We start from the raw sequence: 17,822 nt of genomic DNA on the forward strand, positions 1-17,822 counted from the left end.
TCTCGCCGTAAACGGGGAGAAGTCGGCTGGCCGCGACCTCGCCGCCCGTCCTGCAACGCTGGCGATTGACGAAATATAAGTTGGCAGCGTCCTTCTCCCCGCCACTATACGGGGAGTTGAGAAGTGGTCCGCGCATCTGACGAAAAGCCAATTGCTTGGCTTTTCGAACGACGAACGCCCGGCAGGGCGATGAGGGGCAAACGCCGGCAGCCCGGCTCGTCGTCCCGTCGGCTGGCCCATGAGCTCGCGCTTGCCACCTTCCGGCGGAAACGATAGGCCGCAGCAATCCGCAACAACCTTCCCCACCGCCCATGAAACCCAGAGACATCGCCGCCTACGTCTTCCTGGCCATCACCTGGGGACTTTCGTTCCTGGTGCTGCTCAATGTGGTGCATGCCTTTGGCTGGGTCGGCGCGGTCACCTTGCGTTCGCTGGTCGCCGGCATCACGCTTTTTCTGCTTGCCGCCGCGACGAGGCGCAAGCTCGATTTCAGCGCCGGCTGGCGACCCTTCGCCGTGATCGGCGCGACGACGGTGGCGGCTCAACTGATCGGCCTGTCCTACGCCACGCCGCGCATCGGTACGGCGATGGCGGCAATCCTGGTCGCTGCGATTCCATTGTTTTCGATGATCATTGCCCAGCTGTGGGGGCTTGAGCGCATCACGCTTCGCGGACTGGCGGGACTGTTGCTCGGGGCCGCCGGCATCATCGTTCTGGTCGGCTTCCCCGCCGTCCCGATCACGGCGCCATTTGCCTTTGGTTGCGCTGCCTCCCTGTTCAGTTCGTTCTCGGCCGCCTTCGGCAGCAATTACGCCAACCGGCATCTGCGCTCTGCAGGCTCGTGGGAAGTCACCAGTGCCGCCTTCCTGTTCGGCGGCCTGACGACGCTGCCGCTGCTCCTCGCCGTGCCGGTGCCGGCGATGCCGCGCGCGGTCGACTTCCTCTACCTCGCTATCCTCGCCTGCGTGATGAGCGCGACGACCTACGTCGTCTATTTCCGGCTGGTGGCCAGCATCGGCGCGACCAGGGCGATCAGCGTCGAATTCGTCGTGACCACGATCGCGGTGCTGGTCGGCACCGTCATGCTTGGCGAGGCGCTGACCGTCATCCAGGCCTTTGGCGCCGTGGCCATCATCGGCGGCTGCGTGCTGGTGCTGGACCCATTCCCGCGCAGTGCCAAGGTGGTGCCACAGGCGGAGGTCTTGCCATCCGCCCCGCCTTTGGTGTAGCCAATCCCGACACTCAAACGTCTTTGAAAGGAGGGCTCACGTGTTTACGTTCTATCGTCACCATCGTCAGCGTGGCCCGATTTCCGCCCTGCGAGCTTGCTTGCAGGGCTGACCGGGACGATCCGGGTTTTTCCCGATTCGATTTTTTTGGTCTGCCCTTCGTGGTGCGCAATGCCTGACCTGACGGCCGGCACACGCACCGTCAAAGTGCATCGAACCGGAGTTTGCCTCCGGACAGACCAGAGAAATCGCAATGGCCCTCATCAGCCTCAAATCCCTCGGCGTCACCATGAGCGCGCCGCTCTTCTCCAACCTCGACCTCACCATCGGCAGCGGCGACAGGCTTGGCATCGTCGCCGCGAACGGCCGCGGCAAGTCCACCCTGCTGAAATGCCTGACTAGCGAGATGGAACCGACATCAGGCGACATCACCCGCACGCGCGGCCTGCGCGTCGGCCATGTCGAACAGTCGGTTCCCCCTGCCCTGTTTGGCCGCACCTTCCAGCAGGTGGTGGCCGACGCCTTGCCGTCCGGGCAGGCCGACAGCGAGATGTGGCGTGTCGACGTCGTTCTTGACTCGTTCGACGTACCCGAGGACATGCGCGGGCGACCCATGCAGGCCCTGAGCGGCGGCTGGCAAAGGCTGGCGCTGATCGCCCGCGTCTGGGTTACTGACCCGGATGTGCTGCTGCTCGACGAGCCTACCAATCACCTCGACCTCGCACGCATCAGCCAGTTGGAAACCTGGCTCAACGCGCTGCCGCGTGAGGTGCCTGTGGTGATCGCCAGCCACGACCGGGCCTTCCTCGACGCGACCACCAACCGGACGCTGTTCCTGCGCCCGGAACAGTCGCCGGTGTTTTCTCTCCCCTATTCGCGGGCCAGGAATGCGCTGGACGAAGTCGACGCCTCGACGGAACGCAAATTCCAGCGTGACATGAAGGTGGCGCAGCAGCTGCGCAAGCAGGCCGCCAAGCTCAACAACATCGGCATCAATTCCGGCAGCGACCTGCTGACCATCAAGACCAAGCAGCTCAAGGAGCGCGCGGAAAAGCTGGAGGACGCGGCTGTCGCGGCGCATCGCGAGCGCTCGGCCGGTACCATAAGGCTGGCCAATCGCGGCACGCACGCCAAGGTGCTGATCACGCTCGACGACGCGGCGGTCGAGACGCCCGACGGCACGCTGCTGTTCAGGACCGGCAAACGCCATATCTGCCAGGGCGACCGCATCGTGCTGCTCGGCCGCAACGGCGTCGGCAAGTCGCGTTTCGTCACCCTGATCCGCAACGCCATCCTCGAGCCGGAAACCGCCGAGAACGTGAAGGTGACGCCGTCAACGGTGCTCGGCTACAGCGATCAGGCCCTATCAGGCATCAGCGGCGACGACACGCCGCTGATGATGCTCTCGCGCCGCCATGATGTCGGGGAGCAGCGCACGCGGTCGCTGCTCGCCGGCGCCGGCGTTAGCATCGACATGCAGGAGCGCAAGATCGGCGTGCTGTCCGGCGGCCAGAAGGCGCGGCTGGTGATGCTGGCGCTCAGGCTCGACAATCCCAATTTCTATCTGCTCGACGAGCCGACCAATCATCTCGACATAGACGGCCAGGAAGCGTTGGAAGAGGAATTGCTGAAGCACCAGGCAAGCTGCGTGCTCGCCTCCCACGACCGCTCCTTCATCCGCGCCATCGGTAACCGCTTCTGGCTGATCGAGAAGCGGCGGCTGACCGAGGTCGAGGACCCCGAGGATTTCTTCCGCCAGGTGGCACAGGCCGCGGCCTGAGAAAAACGAGCCGGCCCGTCGAAAACAACGGGCCGGCGCACACCCGTACAGAAAATTCTGCCCGATCTGTCGGATCGCCGCCCGATGCCACGTCCTTGGAAGGCCGACACGATGATGCCGGCGCCAACCAGGGAGAACTTACCATGTCGGTCCTTTCATCCATCGGTCGCATCGCAACCCAATACGCTGCGGCGCGCGCCCGCTACCGCAGCGAGCGCATCCTGCTTGCGCTCCCGGCCGAATTGCGCAAGGACGTCGGCTTTCCGGAACTCTTCGACGCCAAGAACAGCCGTCGCGCGGCCACCTTCTCTGCCAAGGTCATATGACCACGGCCAGTCAATCATGCGTCAAGCCCGCTGGCGGCCCGCCTCTCAAGGCTCGGTCTGCGAGAAAAATTTAACGGCCATGTAGGATTGCCGTCACCTCATCCGTCCTATGATTGGCGAGGCCAAACGAACGCAAAGAGGAGCAAGACATGACTGACCAGACCCCAGTTCAGCCCAGGGCGGAAGTGCTCGGCGGATTGACGCCCTATCTCCAGGTGGACGGCGCCTTCAAGGCCGCGGAATTCTACAAGAAGGCTTTCGGCGCCGAGCAGGTCTTTTCCTATCCGGCGGACGAGAAGGGCCGCACCATGCACATCCATCTCCACATCAACGGCTCGACGCTGATGCTCGGCGATGCCTATCCCGAACACGGCCATCCACATCAAGCGGCGCAAGGCTACACGCTGCAGCTTCATCTCGGCAGCGACGATATCGATGCCTGGTGGAAGCGTGCCGTCGACGCCGGCTGTGAGGTCGTGACGCCGCTGCAGGTCATGTTCTGGGGCGATCGCTGGGGCCAGGTGAAGGATCCCTTCGGCGTTGCCTGGGCGATGAACGCACCGGTCAAGTAAACTGGCGAGCCGGCGCCCTTTCCCCAAGGGCGTGATGCGCTCACCTGCGCCGGGTTGCATCCTGCCGGCCCGGCGCCCGACTTCAACAAAGGAGCCCACAATGTCGTATGTCGATGGTTTCGTGCTGGCCGTGCCCAAGGCAAAGCTCGACGACTACAAGAAACTGGCCAATCTCGCCGGCACCGTCTGGAAGGAGCACGGGGCGCTCGCCTATGTCGAATGCGTCGGCGATGACGTGCCTTATGGCGAGATCACCTCCTTTCCGCGCGCCGTGCAGGCCAAGGAGGACGAGATCGTCGTCTTCGCCTGGGTGCTCTATGAATCCAGGCAGAACCGCGACGCGGTCGTGGCCAAGGTGATGGCCGACCCGCGCCTGCAGCCGAACATGGAAACAATGCCGTTCGACGGCAAGCGCATGATCTTCGGCGGCTTCCAGCCCTTCATGGAGCTTTGAGAAACTGGCGCAACGCTATCGCTTCGTCATCCTATGGCGGAGCAAGGAGCGCAGCGACGCGGCGCAGACCATAGGATCCATGCCGTGACGTTAAAGCGTTGAAAACGGTGCAGAATTCTGCGCCGTTGCATCCTTCGATCGACGTCTCGGCATGGATCCTCGGGTCTTCGCGACGCCGCTTCGCGGCTGCTCCGCCCGTGGATGACGAAGCTGGGTGGGCTTCGGCTAATCCATAAGGGGGGCGCTAATCCAGCCTGTCGAGCAACGGTTTCAGCCTGTCGCCATAGCGCTTCCACAGGTCGACAGAGCCTTGATACATCGGCTGGCGCACTTGCGCGGCGGAAGCCGTGCGCACCGGCCGGTCGGTCTCGTGGAACGACAGCACGGCATCGTCCCAGGGCAGCCCGAGATAGTCGATGAGCGCACGGCTCTGCCCTTCCTGGTCGGCGACGAAATCCTCGTAGCGCACATCATGCACGACACCGGGCAGCACCTTGTGCCAATGCGCCATGATGTCTGTGTAGAGATTGTGGAAATCGGCGAGTTCGGCCAAGTCATAGCCATAGCGATGGCTGTCGCCGCGGAAATGCACTTTATAGATCGAGAGGCAGGTTGCCGCCGCATCGCGGGCACAGTGGATGATCCTGGCCTTTGGCATCATCATGTGGATGAAGCCGACGAGCAGGAAGTTGCCCGGCATCTTGTCGGTGACGTGGCGCATATGCGGATAGTGGGCATGCAGCATGTCGAGATAGGCCTGCCCCGCCTCGGCGAAATCCGCATCATCCGCGTCGGATACGCCCCAGGGGAAACCACCCGGCATGTTCGACGGAAACTGCTTGCCCACCGCCTTCTTCAGGATGCTGAGCTCACCCGCGCCATAGACCCGCGGATGGCTGGCGATGATCTGTTCGACCAGCGTCGTGCCCGAGCGCGGCATGCCGACGACGAAGATCGGCGCGTCATCGGCGATCGCGCTCGGCCTGTGCCTTTCGAAGAAGCCGGCATCGAACACCGTCTTCATCGCCTCGAACTCGGCGCGTGTCTTCAAGGGATCGTAGTCGATGCCCTTGCGGCGGATGGCATTGCCTTCGGCGAAATAGTCGAAGGCCCTGCTATAGTCCTTCAGATCGTCGTTGGCCTTGCCGAGGCCGAAGGACAGCTGCATGCGGGCCAGGCTGTCCTGCGGCGCCTTGGCATGCTGGGCCTCCATGCCGGCCAATTCGGCGTCGCGCTCCTTCTGCCGCTTGACCTGCGTCAGCATCAGCCAGGCACGGGCCATGGCGGGCTGGACCTCCACTGCTTGCCGGAACAGATCCGCCGCCTCGTCGAGCTGGCCCTTTTCCATCAGCCCGACGCCGAGCCCATGCAACAGGTCGGCATCCTTCGGGCGTATCGCCAGCGCTTCGCGGAAGGCAGACAGCGCCTCGTCCAGCCGCCCGGCTTCCTGCAGGGTTTCGGCAAGCCCGATGCGGGCGCGTACATGAAATGGATTGCGCGTGACCGTGCCGCGGTAGATCTCTTCGGCCTCCTCGAACTGGCCGAGCTGCTTCAGCGACGAACCGAGGTTGTCGCGCGCCGCCAGCTGTTCCGGCCGCAGGTCCACCGCGCCTCGGAAGAAATCGATCGCCGCCGCGACGCGGCCGAGGTCGCGCATCACCGTGCCGAAATTGTTTAGGAAATCGGGATTCGTCGGCTGCAGGCTCACCGACTGTTCGAGGAGTTCCAGCCCCTCTTCGCTACGCCCGGTCTGATGCAGCAGCAATCCCAGGAAATGCGCGGCCGCCGCGTGTTTGGGCTGATGCGCCAGCACCTGCCGGTAGATTGACTCAGCCTCTTGCCGGCGCCCGGCCTGGTGCAGTTGCAGCGCCTGCTGCACATACTGGTCGAGGCCCAGCGGCGGCTGGCCTCCCGCGCCAGACTTGGCCGCGCCAGGCCTGGCTCCCGCACCCGCCGCTCTTCTCTGATCTCTGTTAATGGGAAACCTGCCGTGTTTGTGCGCCTGCCGCGATCTAGGCCATTGGCGCCAAAGGTTCAAGGCTTTGCTTGTCTGCCTCGGCCATTGCGTTGCCGGCAAATCGGCTCGCTCGCAAGCAGCGCTTGCCTTCTTCCCTGCTGGAAGGAAGAGGGCAACAGTCCCTCAGCACGGCCCATCGCCAACGATGCGGTAGTCCGACGCGCGGGCCTCGCAAGCGTTGGGGAAGGTGCGCATCTCGCCATGCCGACGGGCGCAGACGGGCGCGTATTCACGGGTACAGAAGGTCTGCTCTTCGCCACCTCCACCGCCGTCGCGACAGGGGCCGTCGCGCACGATGCGGTAGCCGGCGCGGTCGGCAAGGCAGGCATTGGCGAAGGTCTGGCGGTCGCCGCCGCGCCGGGCGCAGACAGGCTCATATTGCTTGGTGCAGAATTGCGGTTCGGGGCGCGACGGACGCGGACGTGGCCCCGGCCCATCATCGACGACGACGGTGCAGGCGGCCAGAAGCGCCGACAGAAGCAGGACGGCGAACCCCTGCCGCGAAAAGATTGACGCCAGAAACTTCATGCTGATCTCTCCCTCGGTCCCGATCCTGGCCATTCCCTTGTCAAATGCAACCCCGTCGCGCTCGCCACACGGGAAAAGGGTATGGGGCGTGGCGGGCGCCAGTTAGGATCGAAGACGTCCCTGGCCCATGCGTGACTGCGGCTGTGGGCCGATGACCCGCCAGGCAACGAAGCCTATTTGCGGCCGATCGCCGCTCAAATCGGTCGATTCTTGCGTCGGGATGCGCTCATAATGGCGGCCCGCGGCGCTATCTTGCAACCTTCACGTTTCCATGCGATAAATTCCGTGTTCGGGCATTTGCGACCCGGAGAGCGGAACGTTTTGGACGACCTTTCCCCGATACTGTGAATCTCTGACGGCCCCGTTTTTCGGCGGGGGGTTTTGACCATGCGCCAATGCATGACTGCCGAAGCAACCACCGGGAACTGCCCTCGACGCCAGGTGGCGGGCAGGACCACCAAAGACTGAACGGGTGAAGGAGTTTCCCCAATGGCCCAGACCGGCACCGTTAAATTCTTCAATGCGACCAAAGGCTTCGGTTTCATCACGCCCGACGGCGGCGCCAAGGACGTGTTCGTCCACATTTCCGCGATCGAGGCATCGGGCCTGCGCACGCTCGTCGACGGCCAGAAGGTTACCTTCGACGTCGAGCCGGACCGCATGGGCAAGGGCCCGAAGGCGGTCAATCTCCGCGCGGCCTGAACCATCGGGACGCCACCCGCTCTTGATGGCGGGCGAATGAGGGTCGGAGCTTGCCCAGCCTCTGGGCACGCAGACAGATTTTTGAAGGCGCGGCGTTTTTTGTCGCGCCTTTTTCATATCCGCGCGGAACAGCATAAAAGCATGTCGCCCCAAAATGGTTCCGGTTTTGGGTCAACGACATGCGTCATAACAAGGACTTAAAGCGCAACGCGCTTTAAGTCCCCGCAAAACTTTCTCTTGCCGATGACGCTAAAATAAAGGACAAATTTCCTCTCGGGCATTTGCCGGCCCGAGACTGGAGTTTATGGGATCAAAGGAGCTTCCCATGCCGCAGACCGGCACCGTCAAATTCTTCAACCATGCCAAAGGCTTCGGCTTCATCACGCCGGACGATGGCGCGAAGGATGTCTTCGTCCATATTTCGGCCGTGCAGGCGTCGGGTCTTCCCGGTCTCGAAGATGGGCAGAAAGTGACATTCGACACCGAGCCGGATAAACGCGGCAAGGGTCCGAAGGCCGTCAACCTGTCGATCGGCTGAGCCGGCTTCAGGCCGAACGCTCCGGCAGGCCAGGTCCGCTTTCTGGAGCGTGCGTTTTTTGACGCTTGTGGCGGCGCGGCACATTAATCCGTTCAGCCCCCGTTCAGCCACGGTCTCATATTAATCTTTCGTAAAGCCGGACCGCATCCCCGAAAAATCATACGGGCCGGCACGAAGGAGATCGACATGAACCGAATTTTCAAGACAGCCGTGCTGTCCGCCGCCGTGGCCGCCACGATGCTTGTGGCCCTGCCCGCGGCCAACGCCGATGACTGGCATCGTTGGCATCATCACGGTCACGGCCATGGCGACGCCGTCGCAGCCGGCGTCCTCGGCCTCGCCGCCGGTGCGCTGATCGGCGGTGCATTGGCCAACCAGCAACCCCCGCCGTCTGACTATTACGATGACGGTTACTACTATGATCGTGACGTGAGCGTGCGCCCGGCCCCTGTCCGCCGCTACTACGCGGAGCCTCGGGTGGTGTATGCCGACCGGTATGCCGAGCCGTGGACGCGGGGCTGGTACGAGTATTGCTCGGACCGTTACCGCACCTTCAATTCCCGCACCGGCACCTTCACCGGCAATGACGGCGAACAGCATTTCTGCACGGCCAACTGAGGTTCCCCTGCCCCAAACAAAAAGCGCTGACCGCAAGGCCGGCGTTTTTTGTTTGGATTCTAGGGTTTTGAGGCGGCAATCTGCGTTTGCAAAAGTCAGCGCCGCCCCTCATCCGCCTGCCGGCACCTTCTCCCCGTAGAGGGACGAGGAGAAGAGAACTGACCGCAATGCTGGCGCTGGTACTGCGAAGCTGGAGATTGGCGAAATCCTCGGTGCGGGCTGTCTTTCTCCCCGTCCTATACGGGGAGTTGAGAAGTGGTCCGCACAGCGGACGAAAAAGCCAATTGCTTGGCTTTTCGAACGACGAACGTCCGGCAGGACAATGAGGGGCAGCGCCAGCTTTCGGAAACGGCTTGGTTAAGTTGGTTCGGGATCGTCTGAATCCCTATTGAATTAGACCAAAAACGGATTGGTCCGCCGCTCCTCGCCGAAGCGGCCGCCCGGCCCATGGCCGCAGATGAAGCCGATATCGTCGCCGAGCGGCAGAAGCTTGTCCTTTATCGAAGCGATCAGCGCCGCATGGTCGCCACCCGGCAGGTCGGTGCGGCCGACCGAGCCGCGAAACAGCACGTCGCCGACATGGGCGAATTTGGCCGCCCGGTTGTAATAGACGACGTGGCCCGGCGCGTGGCCGGGGCAATGCAGCACCTCGAAATGATGCGAGCCGAACGACACGGTTTCCCCCTCGGTCAGGAACCGGTCGGGCACGCAATTGCGCGAACCGGCGATGCCGTAGCGCCTGCCCTGGTTTTCCAGATTGTCGAGCAAGGGTTTGTCGGCCTCGTGCGGGCCGACAATCTCGATGCCCAGCGCCGCCTTGAGCTCCATCGCACCGCCGGCGTGATCGATGTGGCCATGCGTGATCCAGATGGCCCCGGCCGTGATCGCATTGTCCTTCAACACGCCCAGCACCTTGTCGATGTCGCCGCCTGGATCGACGACGACGCCGTGCTTGTCGTCCATGTCGAACAGGATGGTGCAGTTCTGCTGGAACGGTGTGACCGGTACGATGCCGGCATTGAGCTGACCCATGATCGTCCTTTCGATGTCCAAGCGGTGATGTAGAGGCGCCGGTGAAAGGCGTCCACCCCTCGAAAGACGAACAGTCAGTCGTCTTAAAACGGAATGGGCGGCCGAAGCCGCCCATTCGAAAATCTTAGACAGAAATCGCCTACTTCTTCATGGCGCCCATGACCGCGCCGACGATGGCGGTCAGGATCGCCCCGCCGCCGGCGCCGCCGACGATGTTCTTCAGGTTGAGCGCGCTGCCGAGACCGCTCGTCGCCGCCGCGGCCGCTTCCGGAGTGATCGTGCCGCCGCCGAGCAGGCTGCCGAGGATCGCCGCGCCGCCGACGCCGCCAACGGCTCCGGCCAGGATTTTGGGAAGCTGTCCCATCGCCGCCGTCTTGATCGCCGCGCCGACCGCCTGGCCACCGATGATGCCTGTAATGATCTGAATGATGATCGGAAGAAGCGTGTTCATGTCCATATTGCCAGTCCCTCCATAGCTGCCAGCCTCCCGGGCCGACGCCATCATGAGACGCCGAATTGGATGAAAGTCAAATGCACAAACGCTGAAATAAAAGGGGCGGTTCGAAAACCGCCCCTACTTGCGCGAAAAGCTGTGACTTTCGTTATTCTGCGGCGATCGCATGCTTGGGCTGAACGGCCACAGAATAGTCGTTCATCAGGTTCTTGGCGATCTCGCCGACCTCGAATCGGTAGGGGCCGATCTCAGAAACCGGCGTGACTTCCGCCGCGGTTCCCGTCAGGAAGCATTGCTCGAAGCCTTCGAGTTCCTCCGGCATGATGACGCGTTCGATGACCTCCAGGCCGCGATCCCTGGCCAGGCCAATGACCGTGCGGCGGGTGATGCCGTCGAGGAAACAGTCGGGCTTCGGCGTATGGACCTTGCCGTCCTTGACGAAGAAGATGTTGGCGCCGGTCGCTTCGGCGACCTGGCCGCGCCAGTCGAGCATCATGGCGTCGGCATATCCCTTGGCCTCGGCGGCGTGCTTGGACATGGTGCAGATCATGTAGAGGCCAGCGGCCTTCGACTTGGACGGCGCGGTGCGCGGGTCGGGCCGGCGCCATTCCGCCACGTCGAGCCGAATGCCCTTCAGCTTCTGCGCCGGATCGAAATAGCTCGGCCACTGCCAGATGGCGATGGCAACATTGATGCGGTTGTTCTGCGCCGAAACACCCATCTGCTCGCTGCCGCGCCAGGCGATCGGCCGGACATAGGCGTCCTGGAAACCCTGCTTCTTCAAAAGTTTGGTCGAAGCATCATTGAGCTCGGCCACCGAATAGGGGATCTTGAAGCCGAGCAGGCGCGCCGATTCATGCAGACGCTCGGTATGCTCGTTGAGCTTGAAGATCACGCCGCCATAGGCGCGTTCGCCTTCAAACACCGCGCTGGCGTAATGCAGGCCATGGGTCAGCACATGAATCTTGGCGTCGCCCCATGGAACGAACTCGCCGTTCATCCAGATGAAGCCGTCCAGTTGATCGAAGGGAACGGATGCCATGGTAACCTCCCGCGGGCGCCGGCCCGCATATCTTCAGCGTCGTTGCGTGTTCTTTTTGGCCGCGCCGTGAGATTGGAGACGCCAGCCGGTGTCTCGAAGCGTAAGCGGATAATCGCGCTCTGGCAAACTCAGGAAATTCCGGAAAAACCCGCCCGTCTTGCCTTTTTGTTCGCAATCCGCCCAAAAGCTTGTCAAAAATTATCATTGCAGGGAAATTACGTCAATAGTACTGACATAATCTCCTGTTCCCATGGAGAAATGATGACGGATCGAAGCCACGCAGCCGGGAAACCGATCAGGACCGCAATGTCAGTCGAGGACGGCATCGACTTCGCCATCATCGAGCTGTTCTTCTTCGCCTATCGCGACTTCACTTCCGATCCCGATCAGATCCTGGCCGATTATGGCTTCGGCCGCGCTCATCACCGTGTACTGCATTTCGTCAACCGGCGGCCAGGCCTGACGGTCGCCGAACTGCTCGACGTGCTGAAGATCACCAAGCAGAGCCTGGCGCGCGTGCTCAAGCAACTGATCGACACCGACCATGTCGTGCAGTTGCAAGGTCCGCGCGACCGCCGCCAGCGTGAGCTCTATCCGACGGCCAAGGGCCGTGCGCTGGCACTGGCGCTGGCGCGGCCACAGTCGCGCCGTATCCGTGCTGCATTGGAAGATTCCGGCGCCACCGAACGGGCCTTGGTGGAACGCTTCCTCGAAGCGATGGTCAATCCGGAACTGAGAGCTCAGATCGACGTTGGATCCGCAAAAATGTCAGGAAAAAGCCATGGAGAGCACTGAGAGGGTCGACCAGGCGACCGCACCGGATGACGACGCGCCGCATTTGCTCGTGGTCGACGACGACACCCGCATCCGCAATCTTCTCAAGCAATATCTGACCGAAAACGGTTTTCGCGTCACCGTCGCCGGCAATGCCGGTGAGGCCCGCCGCAAGCTCGCCGGCCTCGACTTCGACCTGCTTGTGCTCGATGTCATGATGCCGGGCGAGAGCGGCGTCGATCTGACCAAGGCGCTGCGTGCCGAAAAGAACGTGCCGATCCTGATGCTGACGGCGTTGTCGGAAACCGACAGCCGCATCTCGGGGCTCGAGGCCGGCGCCGACGATTATCTGCCAAAACCCTTCGATCCGCGCGAGCTGATCCTGCGCATCAACAACATCCTGCGCCGCGGCGGCCCGACGGCGACGCCAAAGGTCGAACAGCTGGTCTTCGGCCCCTACACCTTCCAGATCGCCAGGCGCGAACTGAAGCGCGGCGGCGAGGCGCTGAAGCTGACCGACCGCGAGCAGGAGATCCTGGCGATCTTTGCCGCGCGTGCCGGCGAAACCATCCCGCGCCACGAACTCGTCGGCGACGATTCGGAGGTCGGCGAGCGCACCATCGACGTTCAGATCAACCGGCTGCGCCGCAAGATCGAGCGTGATCCGTCCAATCCGGTCTGGCTGCAGACCGTGCGCGGTATTGGGTATCGGCTCAGCGTGGAATAGAATACCGGCCGCGGCCCGAATGGCCGCCGACGGATGAAACGGGCCAATGGCGACCACGGGACTGGAACAGCCGGGAAATGACGGCTTGAGCGCACGCGCCACGCGAACGCTCAAGGCGGTGCCGCGCATCTGGAACCGGTTCTGGCGCCTCGTCTCGCTCTATATGCCCAAGCGCCTTTATGCGCGCTCGCTGATCATCGTCATCGCGCCGATGATCCTTTTGCAATCGGTGGTCGCCTTCGTCTTCATGGAGCGCCATTGGGCAACCGTGACGCAGCGCCTGTCGCAGGCCACCGTACGCGACATCGCCGCCATCATCGACATGATCGAGACCTATCCGCACGACGCCGACTACGCCAACATCATCCGCATCGCGCAGGACCGCATGCAGCTGAAGGTCGACCTCCTGCCGCCCGATCCGTTGCCGCCGCCCGGCCCAAAACCGTTCTTCTCGATCCTCGATGACGTTCTTTCCGCCGAGATCACCCGCCAGATCAATCGACCGTTCTGGATCGACACGGTGGGCAATTCCAACATCGTCGAGGTGCGCGTCCAGCTCGAGAACAAGGTGCTGCGCGTCTTCGTGCGCCGCAGTCAGGCCTATGCCTCCAATACCCATATCTTCCTGATCTGGATGGTCGGCACCTCGCTGGTGCTGTTGATGATCGCCATCCCCTTCCTGCGCAACCAGATCCGGCCGATCCTGACGCTCGCCGAGGCCGCCGAAAGCTTCGGCAAGGGCCGGCCGATGCCGCGCGATTTTCGCCCGCGCGGCGCCGAGGAGGTGCGCCGCGCCGGCTTTGCCTTCATCCAGATGCGCGAGCGCATCGAGCGCCAGATCGAGCAGCGCACCGCGATGCTCACCGGCGTCAGCCACGATCTCAGGACCATCCTCACCCGCTTCAAGCTGCAGCTGGCGCTGGCCGGCGGCAAGGCCGAGACCAAGGCGGCGCTGAACCAGGACATCGACGACATGCAGTCGATGCTCGAAGGCTATCTCTCCTTCGCCCGCGGCGAGGCCTCGGAGGATCCCGGGCGCTTTGATCTCGAAGCCTACTTCCAGAAGCTCAGCGAAGAAGCGAGCCTGCGCAAATGCAAGCTGTCGACGACGCTTTCCGGCGACCCGACCGTGCATGTGCGCCCCAAGGCCTTCGCCCGGCTATTGTCCAATGTCATCGGCAACGCCTTCCGCTATGCCAAGACGGTGGAGGTCAGCGCCAATCATGGCCGTGGCTCGCTTGTGGTCACCATCGACGATGATGGTCCCGGCATTCCGGCCGACAGGCGCGAGGACGTGTTCAAGCCCTTCGTGCGGCTCGACGAGGCACGCAACCTCGATGCCAGCGGCACCGGCCTCGGCCTGTCGATCGCCCGTGACATCGCCCGCAGCCATGGCGGCGACATCACCCTTGACGTCAGTCCGCTTGGCGGCCTGCGCGCGGTGATCAAGGTTCCGGCCTAAGAGCAATTCCAGGAAAAGTGTGAAACGGTTTTCCGTCCGGAATTGCGTCAAAGACAAAAGTTAGATGAGTTCGCCGTTTCCGTGAACGGTGAGCTGCTTTAGGCACGTCAAGCATCAGGCTTCATCCGCCCGTCATGAAATCGTGGTGAAGAGCGCGCATGAAACGTGCGATCATACTCGATTCGTCCTTGCCGGCCCACTTCGACCCCGTGCCCGCCCGGGTGCGCTGGAGCGAAGCTGCTGCAGCCGGCTGGTCGCCGTTCCGGCATCGTTTCAAGGCAACCGTCGACCTTTCCAGCAAAGGGCCGCCATGCGCATATTGATGGTAACCGACGCCTGGCGCCCACAGGTCAATGGCGTCGTCCACACGCTGGAACGGCTCACCGAAACCCTGAAATCCTTTGACGTCGGGGTGGATTTCCTGACGCCCAACATCTTTCGCACGCTGCCCTTGCCGACCTATCCCGATATAAGGCTGGCGCTGACCACGCCCGGCCACGTGGCGCGGCTGATCGATGGCTACAAGACCGATCACATCCACATCGTCACCGAAGGGCCGCTCGGCATCATGGCGCGGCGCTATTGCCGCAATGCCGGCCGGCCATTCACCACCAGCTACCACACGCGCTTTCCCGAATATCTGAGCGCCCGCCTGCCAGTACCGGAAAGCTGGGCCTATCGCTGGCTGCGCGACTTCCACAATTCCGGCCAAGGCACGCTGGTCGCAACCCAGTCGCTCGCCGACGACCTTTCGGCACGCGGTTTCAACAAGCTGAGGCCGTGGACGCGCGGCGTCGACACCGACCATTTCCGTCCGGACAAACGGAAGGACCTCGGCTTCCCCGGCCCGGTCTTCCTCTGCGTCGGCCGCGTCGCCATCGAAAAGAACCTCTCGGCCTTCCTCGACCTCGACCTGCCCGGCAGCAAGGTGGTCGTCGGCGAAGGTCCGGAGCTTGCAAAGCTCAAGGCGAAATATCCGCAGGCGCATTTCCTGGGCCATCGTCCTAACGACGAGCTGGCCGAGATCTACGCCTCGGCCGACGTCTTCGTCTTCCCCAGCCGCACCGACACATTCGGCAATGTCATCATCGAGGCGCTGGCCAGCGGCACGCCCGTCGCCGCCTATCCGGTCACCGGCCCGATCGACATCGTCGGCGACGGCATTGGCGGCGCGGTTTCCAACGATTTGCGCGAAGCATCGCTCGCCGCCCTCAAGGTCGACCGCGCCCAGGCCCGCGAACGCGCCATGCGTTACAGTTGGAAAGCCTGCGCGGAGATGTTCCTCGACACGGTCGGGGAAGCTCTGGGGACGCCGCGCAAACTGGCGGCCTGAGAGTTGTGCCGGCCCAGGATGTGTTGAGATTCAGGTCAGGCCGAGCCGAGAATGGTGGGCTCCGAGAACCGGAGCGGAGCGTACTTTTCAGTACGTGAGCACCGGAAGCGCAGGGGACCGCCGTTCGCAGGCCGGCATCACCTGAATATCAACGCATTCTAGAACAGCCGCCCGCCGTCCGGCACCCTGCGCTCGATGGCGCCGAGCACGACAGCACCCTCCTCGTCAGGAAAGCCCAGCGTCAGCACTTCCGACATGAACGGCCCGATCTGGCGCGGCGGGAAATTGATCACCGCGAACACCTGCCGTCCGACCAGCGTTTCCGGCGCATAGTATTTGGTGATCTGCGCCGACGATTTCTTGATGCCGATGTCGGGCCCGAAATCGATCTTCAGCTTGAATGCCGGCTTGCGCGCCTCGGGAAACGGTTCGGCCTCGATGATTGTGCCGGCGCGGATGTCGACACGATCGAAATCGGCGAAACTGATCTCGGGCTTGCGCTCGCTGCTCGAACTCATGACTCTGTCTTACCGATGCTCAGGCGTTGCCGTAGGTCTCGAACAGCACACCGGCCAGCGCGTCCTTGGCCGAGGTTCCCGACCAGACGACGAACTGAAAAGCCTGGAAATAGCATTCGCAGGCTTCCAGCGCCGAGGACAGAAGCACCTCGACCTGCTGGCTCGACGGCTCGACTCCGCCCGCCAGCAGCAGCGACTGGCGGAACATGATCGCGCCTTCCTGCTCCCAGAGGTCGAAATGGCCGAACAGCATTTGCTCGTTGATCAGCGACAACAGCCGCATCACTTCCAAGGCGCGGGTCTCCGGCACCTTGATGTCGAAGGCGCAGGCCAGATGCAGCGCCTCGAAATCCTCCATCCAGGAGAAGGAGACATGGTAGTCGGTCCAGCTGCCGGCAACCGAGATCGAGATTTCGTCATCGCCGGCCCGTTCGAAGGACCAGTCATTGTTGTGGGCCACCTGCTCGATAACATCCACCGGATGGATTTCGCGGGAGAATTCGAGTTCGAGAAGTTCCATGGAATGCTTCCTGTCGTTCTAAGGAGCGCCGCCACACGCTCCGCGGGAGGGCACACACAACGAACAATCTGATCTAGAACTCGGACGGCCAGGACTTCTCGACGCAAAGACCCCGGACCGGACCCCACCGCCCGGCCGCATGACCCTGCTCCGAATCATGCAACAAATTCAGTCTATTGATCGGGAGTCGCGTGAACAGCCCAATTTTTCGCACTGCGTCATTCGCATGTGGAAAGGCGCTGTCACAAAGATTCATGCAATGCCGTTAAGCGATTCACGGCAAAGCGCTTTTCAGAATTGGACTATGTGGAAAAGTTTAATGATTATTTTTTTGCACGTGGCTTTGCCGCCGCCGCTGGCGCGGCATCACCGGCCAGTTCGGCGAGCCTGGCTTCGAGCGCTTCGATGCGGGCGACAAGGCGGGTATTCTCGTCCCGAGCCTTGGCTGCCATCTCGCGCGCGGCCTCGAATTCCTCGCGCTGCACCACGTCCATCGAATTGAGGATACGCTCCGCCTGCCCCTTGAAGGCGGTTTCCACCTCGCGCCGCACGCCCTGGGCGGCACCGGCTGCATCGGTCATGAGCTTGGCGAATTCGTCGAGAATGCGGTTCGGTCCGGTCGACATGGCAAATCCTCGCTTGCTCGAATTGACGTAGTGGCGCCGCGCGGAGAATGCAAGAACGTAGAGGCTTGGTGCGGCATCTGCGTTGCTATGGCGCATGGCGCTGCCGTACCTATAGGCAGTTGTCAAACAGCTCCAACCTGTACTCGAGGACGCCAAATCGCCTATTGTGTTGTCGTCTCATATTGCGTCAGCACACTCCAATCAGGGTCAACCAATGGCAACGCCTCCACGCCGACCAACAAATCCGATGGCAGCCGCCGAAGCGGCCTTCAAGCCGGTCAAGAAGCCGGCGGCACCGCCCCGGGAACCCTCGGCCGCCCCGAATGTCCGTGAGCTCGTTTCGATCAGGATCGACCGAGCCGTGCTGGACTATTTCCAGGAGGATGGCCCCGGCTGGCAGGACAGGATCAACGACGCATTACGAAAGTTGGTGGCTGCCAAGCCTCAGGTATGAGCATCCGCACGGCGATGGCCCGTCCGGGTGATCCGGTCGCGACATTTGACGGCAACCACCTTGCCTTGACCCTGCCCAAACCCTGCCGCATGGTCCACGCGCAAACGCGTTTCGCA

22 protein-coding genes are annotated in these 17,822 nt (G+C 62.7%); 14 read left to right on the forward strand and 8 right to left on the reverse strand.

All coding sequences use genetic code 11. The features are described from left to right. Nucleotides 1–311 precede the first annotated feature (311 nt). The 5 genes from FJ930_RS14905 to FJ930_RS14925 all read left to right on the forward strand — a co-directional run bounded on the left by FJ930_RS14905 (nucleotide 312) and on the right by FJ930_RS14925 (nucleotide 4,361). Nucleotides 312–1,229: a DMT family transporter gene (locus FJ930_RS14905; RefSeq protein ID WP_141838628.1), complete on the forward strand. Its 918-nt coding sequence runs from the start codon at nucleotides 312–314 to the stop codon at nucleotides 1,227–1,229. 253 nt (nucleotides 1,230–1,482) lie between these two features. Further along, nucleotides 1,483–3,009 carry an ABC-F family ATP-binding cassette domain-containing protein gene (locus tag FJ930_RS14910; protein WP_141838630.1) on the forward strand — a complete coding sequence of 509 codons (1,527 nt, stop codon included), beginning with the start codon at nucleotides 1,483–1,485 and terminating at the stop codon, nucleotides 3,007–3,009. Between the two features lie 143 nt (nucleotides 3,010–3,152). Continuing rightward, a complete protein-coding gene (locus FJ930_RS14915) occupies nucleotides 3,153–3,335 on the forward strand; it encodes a hypothetical protein (RefSeq protein WP_141838632.1) in 183 nt (60 codons plus the stop codon). 149 nt (nucleotides 3,336–3,484) lie between these two features. Next, the gene (locus FJ930_RS14920) at nucleotides 3,485–3,907 is read left to right on the forward strand and encodes a glyoxalase/bleomycin resistance/extradiol dioxygenase family protein (protein ID WP_140612990.1); all 423 of its coding nucleotides are present in this window, start codon (nucleotides 3,485–3,487) and stop codon (nucleotides 3,905–3,907) included. Nucleotides 3,908–4,007: 100 nt separating this feature from the next. After that, entirely contained in the window at nucleotides 4,008–4,361 is a 354-nt protein-coding gene (locus FJ930_RS14925; RefSeq protein WP_140745430.1) for a DUF1428 domain-containing protein, read from the forward strand. A gap of 244 nt (nucleotides 4,362–4,605) precedes the next feature. Here the strand turns inward: FJ930_RS14925 and FJ930_RS14930 are convergent, their stop codons facing one another. Together FJ930_RS14930 and FJ930_RS14935 are read right to left on the reverse strand one after the other, a co-directional pair. Further along, complete coding sequence (locus tag FJ930_RS14930; RefSeq protein WP_141838634.1) at nucleotides 4,606–6,240, reverse strand: tetratricopeptide repeat-containing sulfotransferase family protein; 1,635 nt, start codon at nucleotides 6,238–6,240, stop codon at nucleotides 4,606–4,608. A gap of 261 nt (nucleotides 6,241–6,501) precedes the next feature. After that, nucleotides 6,502–6,906, reverse strand: a complete 405-nt coding sequence (locus tag FJ930_RS14935) for a Kazal-type serine protease inhibitor domain-containing protein (protein ID WP_141838636.1) — start codon at nucleotides 6,904–6,906, stop codon at nucleotides 6,502–6,504. Nucleotides 6,907–7,395: 489 nt separating this feature from the next. Between FJ930_RS14935 and FJ930_RS14940 the strand changes: the two genes are divergently transcribed. The 3 genes from FJ930_RS14940 (at nucleotide 7,396) to FJ930_RS14950 (ending at nucleotide 8,764) form a co-directional block, all read left to right on the forward strand. Further along, nucleotides 7,396–7,608, forward strand: coding sequence for a cold-shock protein (locus tag FJ930_RS14940; protein WP_006202520.1), 213 nt, complete (start codon nucleotides 7,396–7,398; stop codon nucleotides 7,606–7,608). 325 nt (nucleotides 7,609–7,933) lie between these two features. Next, nucleotides 7,934–8,146, forward strand: a complete 213-nt coding sequence (locus tag FJ930_RS14945) for a cold-shock protein (RefSeq protein WP_006202521.1) — start codon at nucleotides 7,934–7,936, stop codon at nucleotides 8,144–8,146. Nucleotides 8,147–8,332: 186 nt separating this feature from the next. Next, a complete protein-coding gene (locus tag FJ930_RS14950; RefSeq protein ID WP_140745433.1) occupies nucleotides 8,333–8,764 on the forward strand; it encodes a BA14K family protein in 432 nt (143 codons plus the stop codon). A gap of 393 nt (nucleotides 8,765–9,157) precedes the next feature. Here FJ930_RS14950 and FJ930_RS14955 read toward each other — a convergent pair whose 3' ends face one another. The 3 genes from FJ930_RS14955 to FJ930_RS14965 form a co-directional block, all read right to left on the reverse strand. Beyond that, a complete protein-coding gene (locus FJ930_RS14955; protein ID WP_141838639.1) occupies nucleotides 9,158–9,796 on the reverse strand; it encodes an MBL fold metallo-hydrolase in 639 nt (212 codons plus the stop codon). Nucleotides 9,797–9,935: 139 nt separating this feature from the next. Then, entirely contained in the window at nucleotides 9,936–10,253 is a 318-nt protein-coding gene (locus tag FJ930_RS14960) for a hypothetical protein (protein ID WP_140745436.1), read from the reverse strand. A gap of 145 nt (nucleotides 10,254–10,398) precedes the next feature. Continuing rightward, complete coding sequence (locus FJ930_RS14965) at nucleotides 10,399–11,292, reverse strand: branched-chain amino acid aminotransferase (RefSeq protein WP_141838641.1); 894 nt, start codon at nucleotides 11,290–11,292, stop codon at nucleotides 10,399–10,401. Nucleotides 11,293–11,553: 261 nt separating this feature from the next. On the opposite strand from FJ930_RS14965, the gene FJ930_RS14970 reads away from it, so the two are divergent. The 5 genes from FJ930_RS14970 (at nucleotide 11,554) to FJ930_RS14985 (ending at nucleotide 15,588) form a co-directional block, all read left to right on the forward strand. Further along, nucleotides 11,554–12,087: a MarR family transcriptional regulator gene (locus FJ930_RS14970; protein ID WP_181173109.1), complete on the forward strand. Its 534-nt coding sequence runs from the start codon at nucleotides 11,554–11,556 to the stop codon at nucleotides 12,085–12,087. After that, a complete protein-coding gene (locus tag FJ930_RS14975; protein ID WP_140745437.1) occupies nucleotides 12,074–12,793 on the forward strand; it encodes a response regulator transcription factor in 720 nt (239 codons plus the stop codon). The genes FJ930_RS14970 and FJ930_RS14975 overlap by 14 nt, the downstream gene beginning before the upstream one ends. Before the next feature lie 46 nt (nucleotides 12,794–12,839). Continuing rightward, nucleotides 12,840–14,255, forward strand: coding sequence for an ATP-binding protein (locus FJ930_RS14980; RefSeq protein WP_140745438.1), 1,416 nt, complete (start codon nucleotides 12,840–12,842; stop codon nucleotides 14,253–14,255). 158 nt (nucleotides 14,256–14,413) lie between these two features. Continuing rightward, a complete protein-coding gene (locus tag FJ930_RS30110) occupies nucleotides 14,414–14,578 on the forward strand; it encodes a hypothetical protein (protein WP_181176472.1) in 165 nt (54 codons plus the stop codon). Further along, nucleotides 14,566–15,588, forward strand: a complete 1,023-nt coding sequence (locus tag FJ930_RS14985) for a glycosyltransferase family 1 protein (RefSeq protein ID WP_141838643.1) — start codon at nucleotides 14,566–14,568, stop codon at nucleotides 15,586–15,588. The genes FJ930_RS30110 and FJ930_RS14985 overlap by 13 nt, the downstream gene beginning before the upstream one ends. Before the next feature lie 158 nt (nucleotides 15,589–15,746). Here FJ930_RS14985 and FJ930_RS14990 read toward each other — a convergent pair whose 3' ends face one another. The 3 genes from FJ930_RS14990 to FJ930_RS15000 form a co-directional block, all read right to left on the reverse strand. Then, nucleotides 15,747–16,106, reverse strand: a complete 360-nt coding sequence (locus FJ930_RS14990; protein ID WP_141838645.1) for a tRNA-binding protein — start codon at nucleotides 16,104–16,106, stop codon at nucleotides 15,747–15,749. A gap of 19 nt (nucleotides 16,107–16,125) precedes the next feature. Next, entirely contained in the window at nucleotides 16,126–16,626 is a 501-nt protein-coding gene (locus FJ930_RS14995) for a YbjN domain-containing protein (RefSeq protein ID WP_013893499.1), read from the reverse strand. Between the two features lie 323 nt (nucleotides 16,627–16,949). Next, nucleotides 16,950–17,252: an accessory factor UbiK family protein gene (locus tag FJ930_RS15000; protein WP_141838647.1), complete on the reverse strand. Its 303-nt coding sequence runs from the start codon at nucleotides 17,250–17,252 to the stop codon at nucleotides 16,950–16,952. Nucleotides 17,253–17,466: 214 nt separating this feature from the next. Between FJ930_RS15000 and FJ930_RS15005 the strand changes: the two genes are divergently transcribed. After that, complete coding sequence (locus FJ930_RS15005) at nucleotides 17,467–17,706, forward strand: BrnA antitoxin family protein (protein WP_141838648.1); 240 nt, start codon at nucleotides 17,467–17,469, stop codon at nucleotides 17,704–17,706. The last annotated feature ends 116 nt before the right edge of the window (nucleotides 17,707–17,822 follow it).

Source organism: Mesorhizobium sp. B2-4-15, assembly GCF_006658505.1.
Classification (GTDB): domain Bacteria; phylum Pseudomonadota; class Alphaproteobacteria; order Rhizobiales; family Rhizobiaceae; genus Mesorhizobium.

Coding starts and splice junctions, on each gene's coding strand:
- FJ930_RS14945 (WP_006202521.1), top strand. CDS start 7,934: ATGCCGCAGACCGGCACCGTCAAATTCTTCAACCATGCCAAAGGCTTC.
- FJ930_RS14985 (WP_141838643.1), top strand. CDS start 14,566: ATGCGCATATTGATGGTAACCGACGCCTGGCGCCCACAGGTCAATGGC.
- FJ930_RS14970 (WP_181173109.1), top strand. CDS start 11,554: ATGACGGATCGAAGCCACGCAGCCGGGAAACCGATCAGGACCGCAATG.
- FJ930_RS14955 (WP_141838639.1), bottom strand. CDS start 9,796: ATGGGTCAGCTCAATGCCGGCATCGTACCGGTCACACCGTTCCAGCAG.
- FJ930_RS14940 (WP_006202520.1), top strand. CDS start 7,396: ATGGCCCAGACCGGCACCGTTAAATTCTTCAATGCGACCAAAGGCTTC.
- FJ930_RS14995 (WP_013893499.1), bottom strand. CDS start 16,626: ATGGAACTTCTCGAACTCGAATTCTCCCGCGAAATCCATCCGGTGGAT.
- FJ930_RS14935 (WP_141838636.1), bottom strand. CDS start 6,906: ATGAAGTTTCTGGCGTCAATCTTTTCGCGGCAGGGGTTCGCCGTCCTG.
- FJ930_RS14950 (WP_140745433.1), top strand. CDS start 8,333: ATGAACCGAATTTTCAAGACAGCCGTGCTGTCCGCCGCCGTGGCCGCC.
- FJ930_RS15005 (WP_141838648.1), top strand. CDS start 17,467: ATGGCAACGCCTCCACGCCGACCAACAAATCCGATGGCAGCCGCCGAA.
- FJ930_RS14905 (WP_141838628.1), top strand. CDS start 312: ATGAAACCCAGAGACATCGCCGCCTACGTCTTCCTGGCCATCACCTGG.
- FJ930_RS14960 (WP_140745436.1), bottom strand. CDS start 10,253: ATGGACATGAACACGCTTCTTCCGATCATCATTCAGATCATTACAGGC.
- FJ930_RS14910 (WP_141838630.1), top strand. CDS start 1,483: ATGGCCCTCATCAGCCTCAAATCCCTCGGCGTCACCATGAGCGCGCCG.
- FJ930_RS15000 (WP_141838647.1), bottom strand. CDS start 17,252: ATGTCGACCGGACCGAACCGCATTCTCGACGAATTCGCCAAGCTCATG.
- FJ930_RS14965 (WP_141838641.1), bottom strand. CDS start 11,292: ATGGCATCCGTTCCCTTCGATCAACTGGACGGCTTCATCTGGATGAAC.
- FJ930_RS14980 (WP_140745438.1), top strand. CDS start 12,840: ATGGCGACCACGGGACTGGAACAGCCGGGAAATGACGGCTTGAGCGCA.
- FJ930_RS30110 (WP_181176472.1), top strand. CDS start 14,414: ATGAAACGTGCGATCATACTCGATTCGTCCTTGCCGGCCCACTTCGAC.
- FJ930_RS14915 (WP_141838632.1), top strand. CDS start 3,153: ATGTCGGTCCTTTCATCCATCGGTCGCATCGCAACCCAATACGCTGCG.
- FJ930_RS14925 (WP_140745430.1), top strand. CDS start 4,008: ATGTCGTATGTCGATGGTTTCGTGCTGGCCGTGCCCAAGGCAAAGCTC.
- FJ930_RS14975 (WP_140745437.1), top strand. CDS start 12,074: ATGGAGAGCACTGAGAGGGTCGACCAGGCGACCGCACCGGATGACGAC.
- FJ930_RS14920 (WP_140612990.1), top strand. CDS start 3,485: ATGACTGACCAGACCCCAGTTCAGCCCAGGGCGGAAGTGCTCGGCGGA.
- FJ930_RS14990 (WP_141838645.1), bottom strand. CDS start 16,106: ATGAGTTCGAGCAGCGAGCGCAAGCCCGAGATCAGTTTCGCCGATTTC.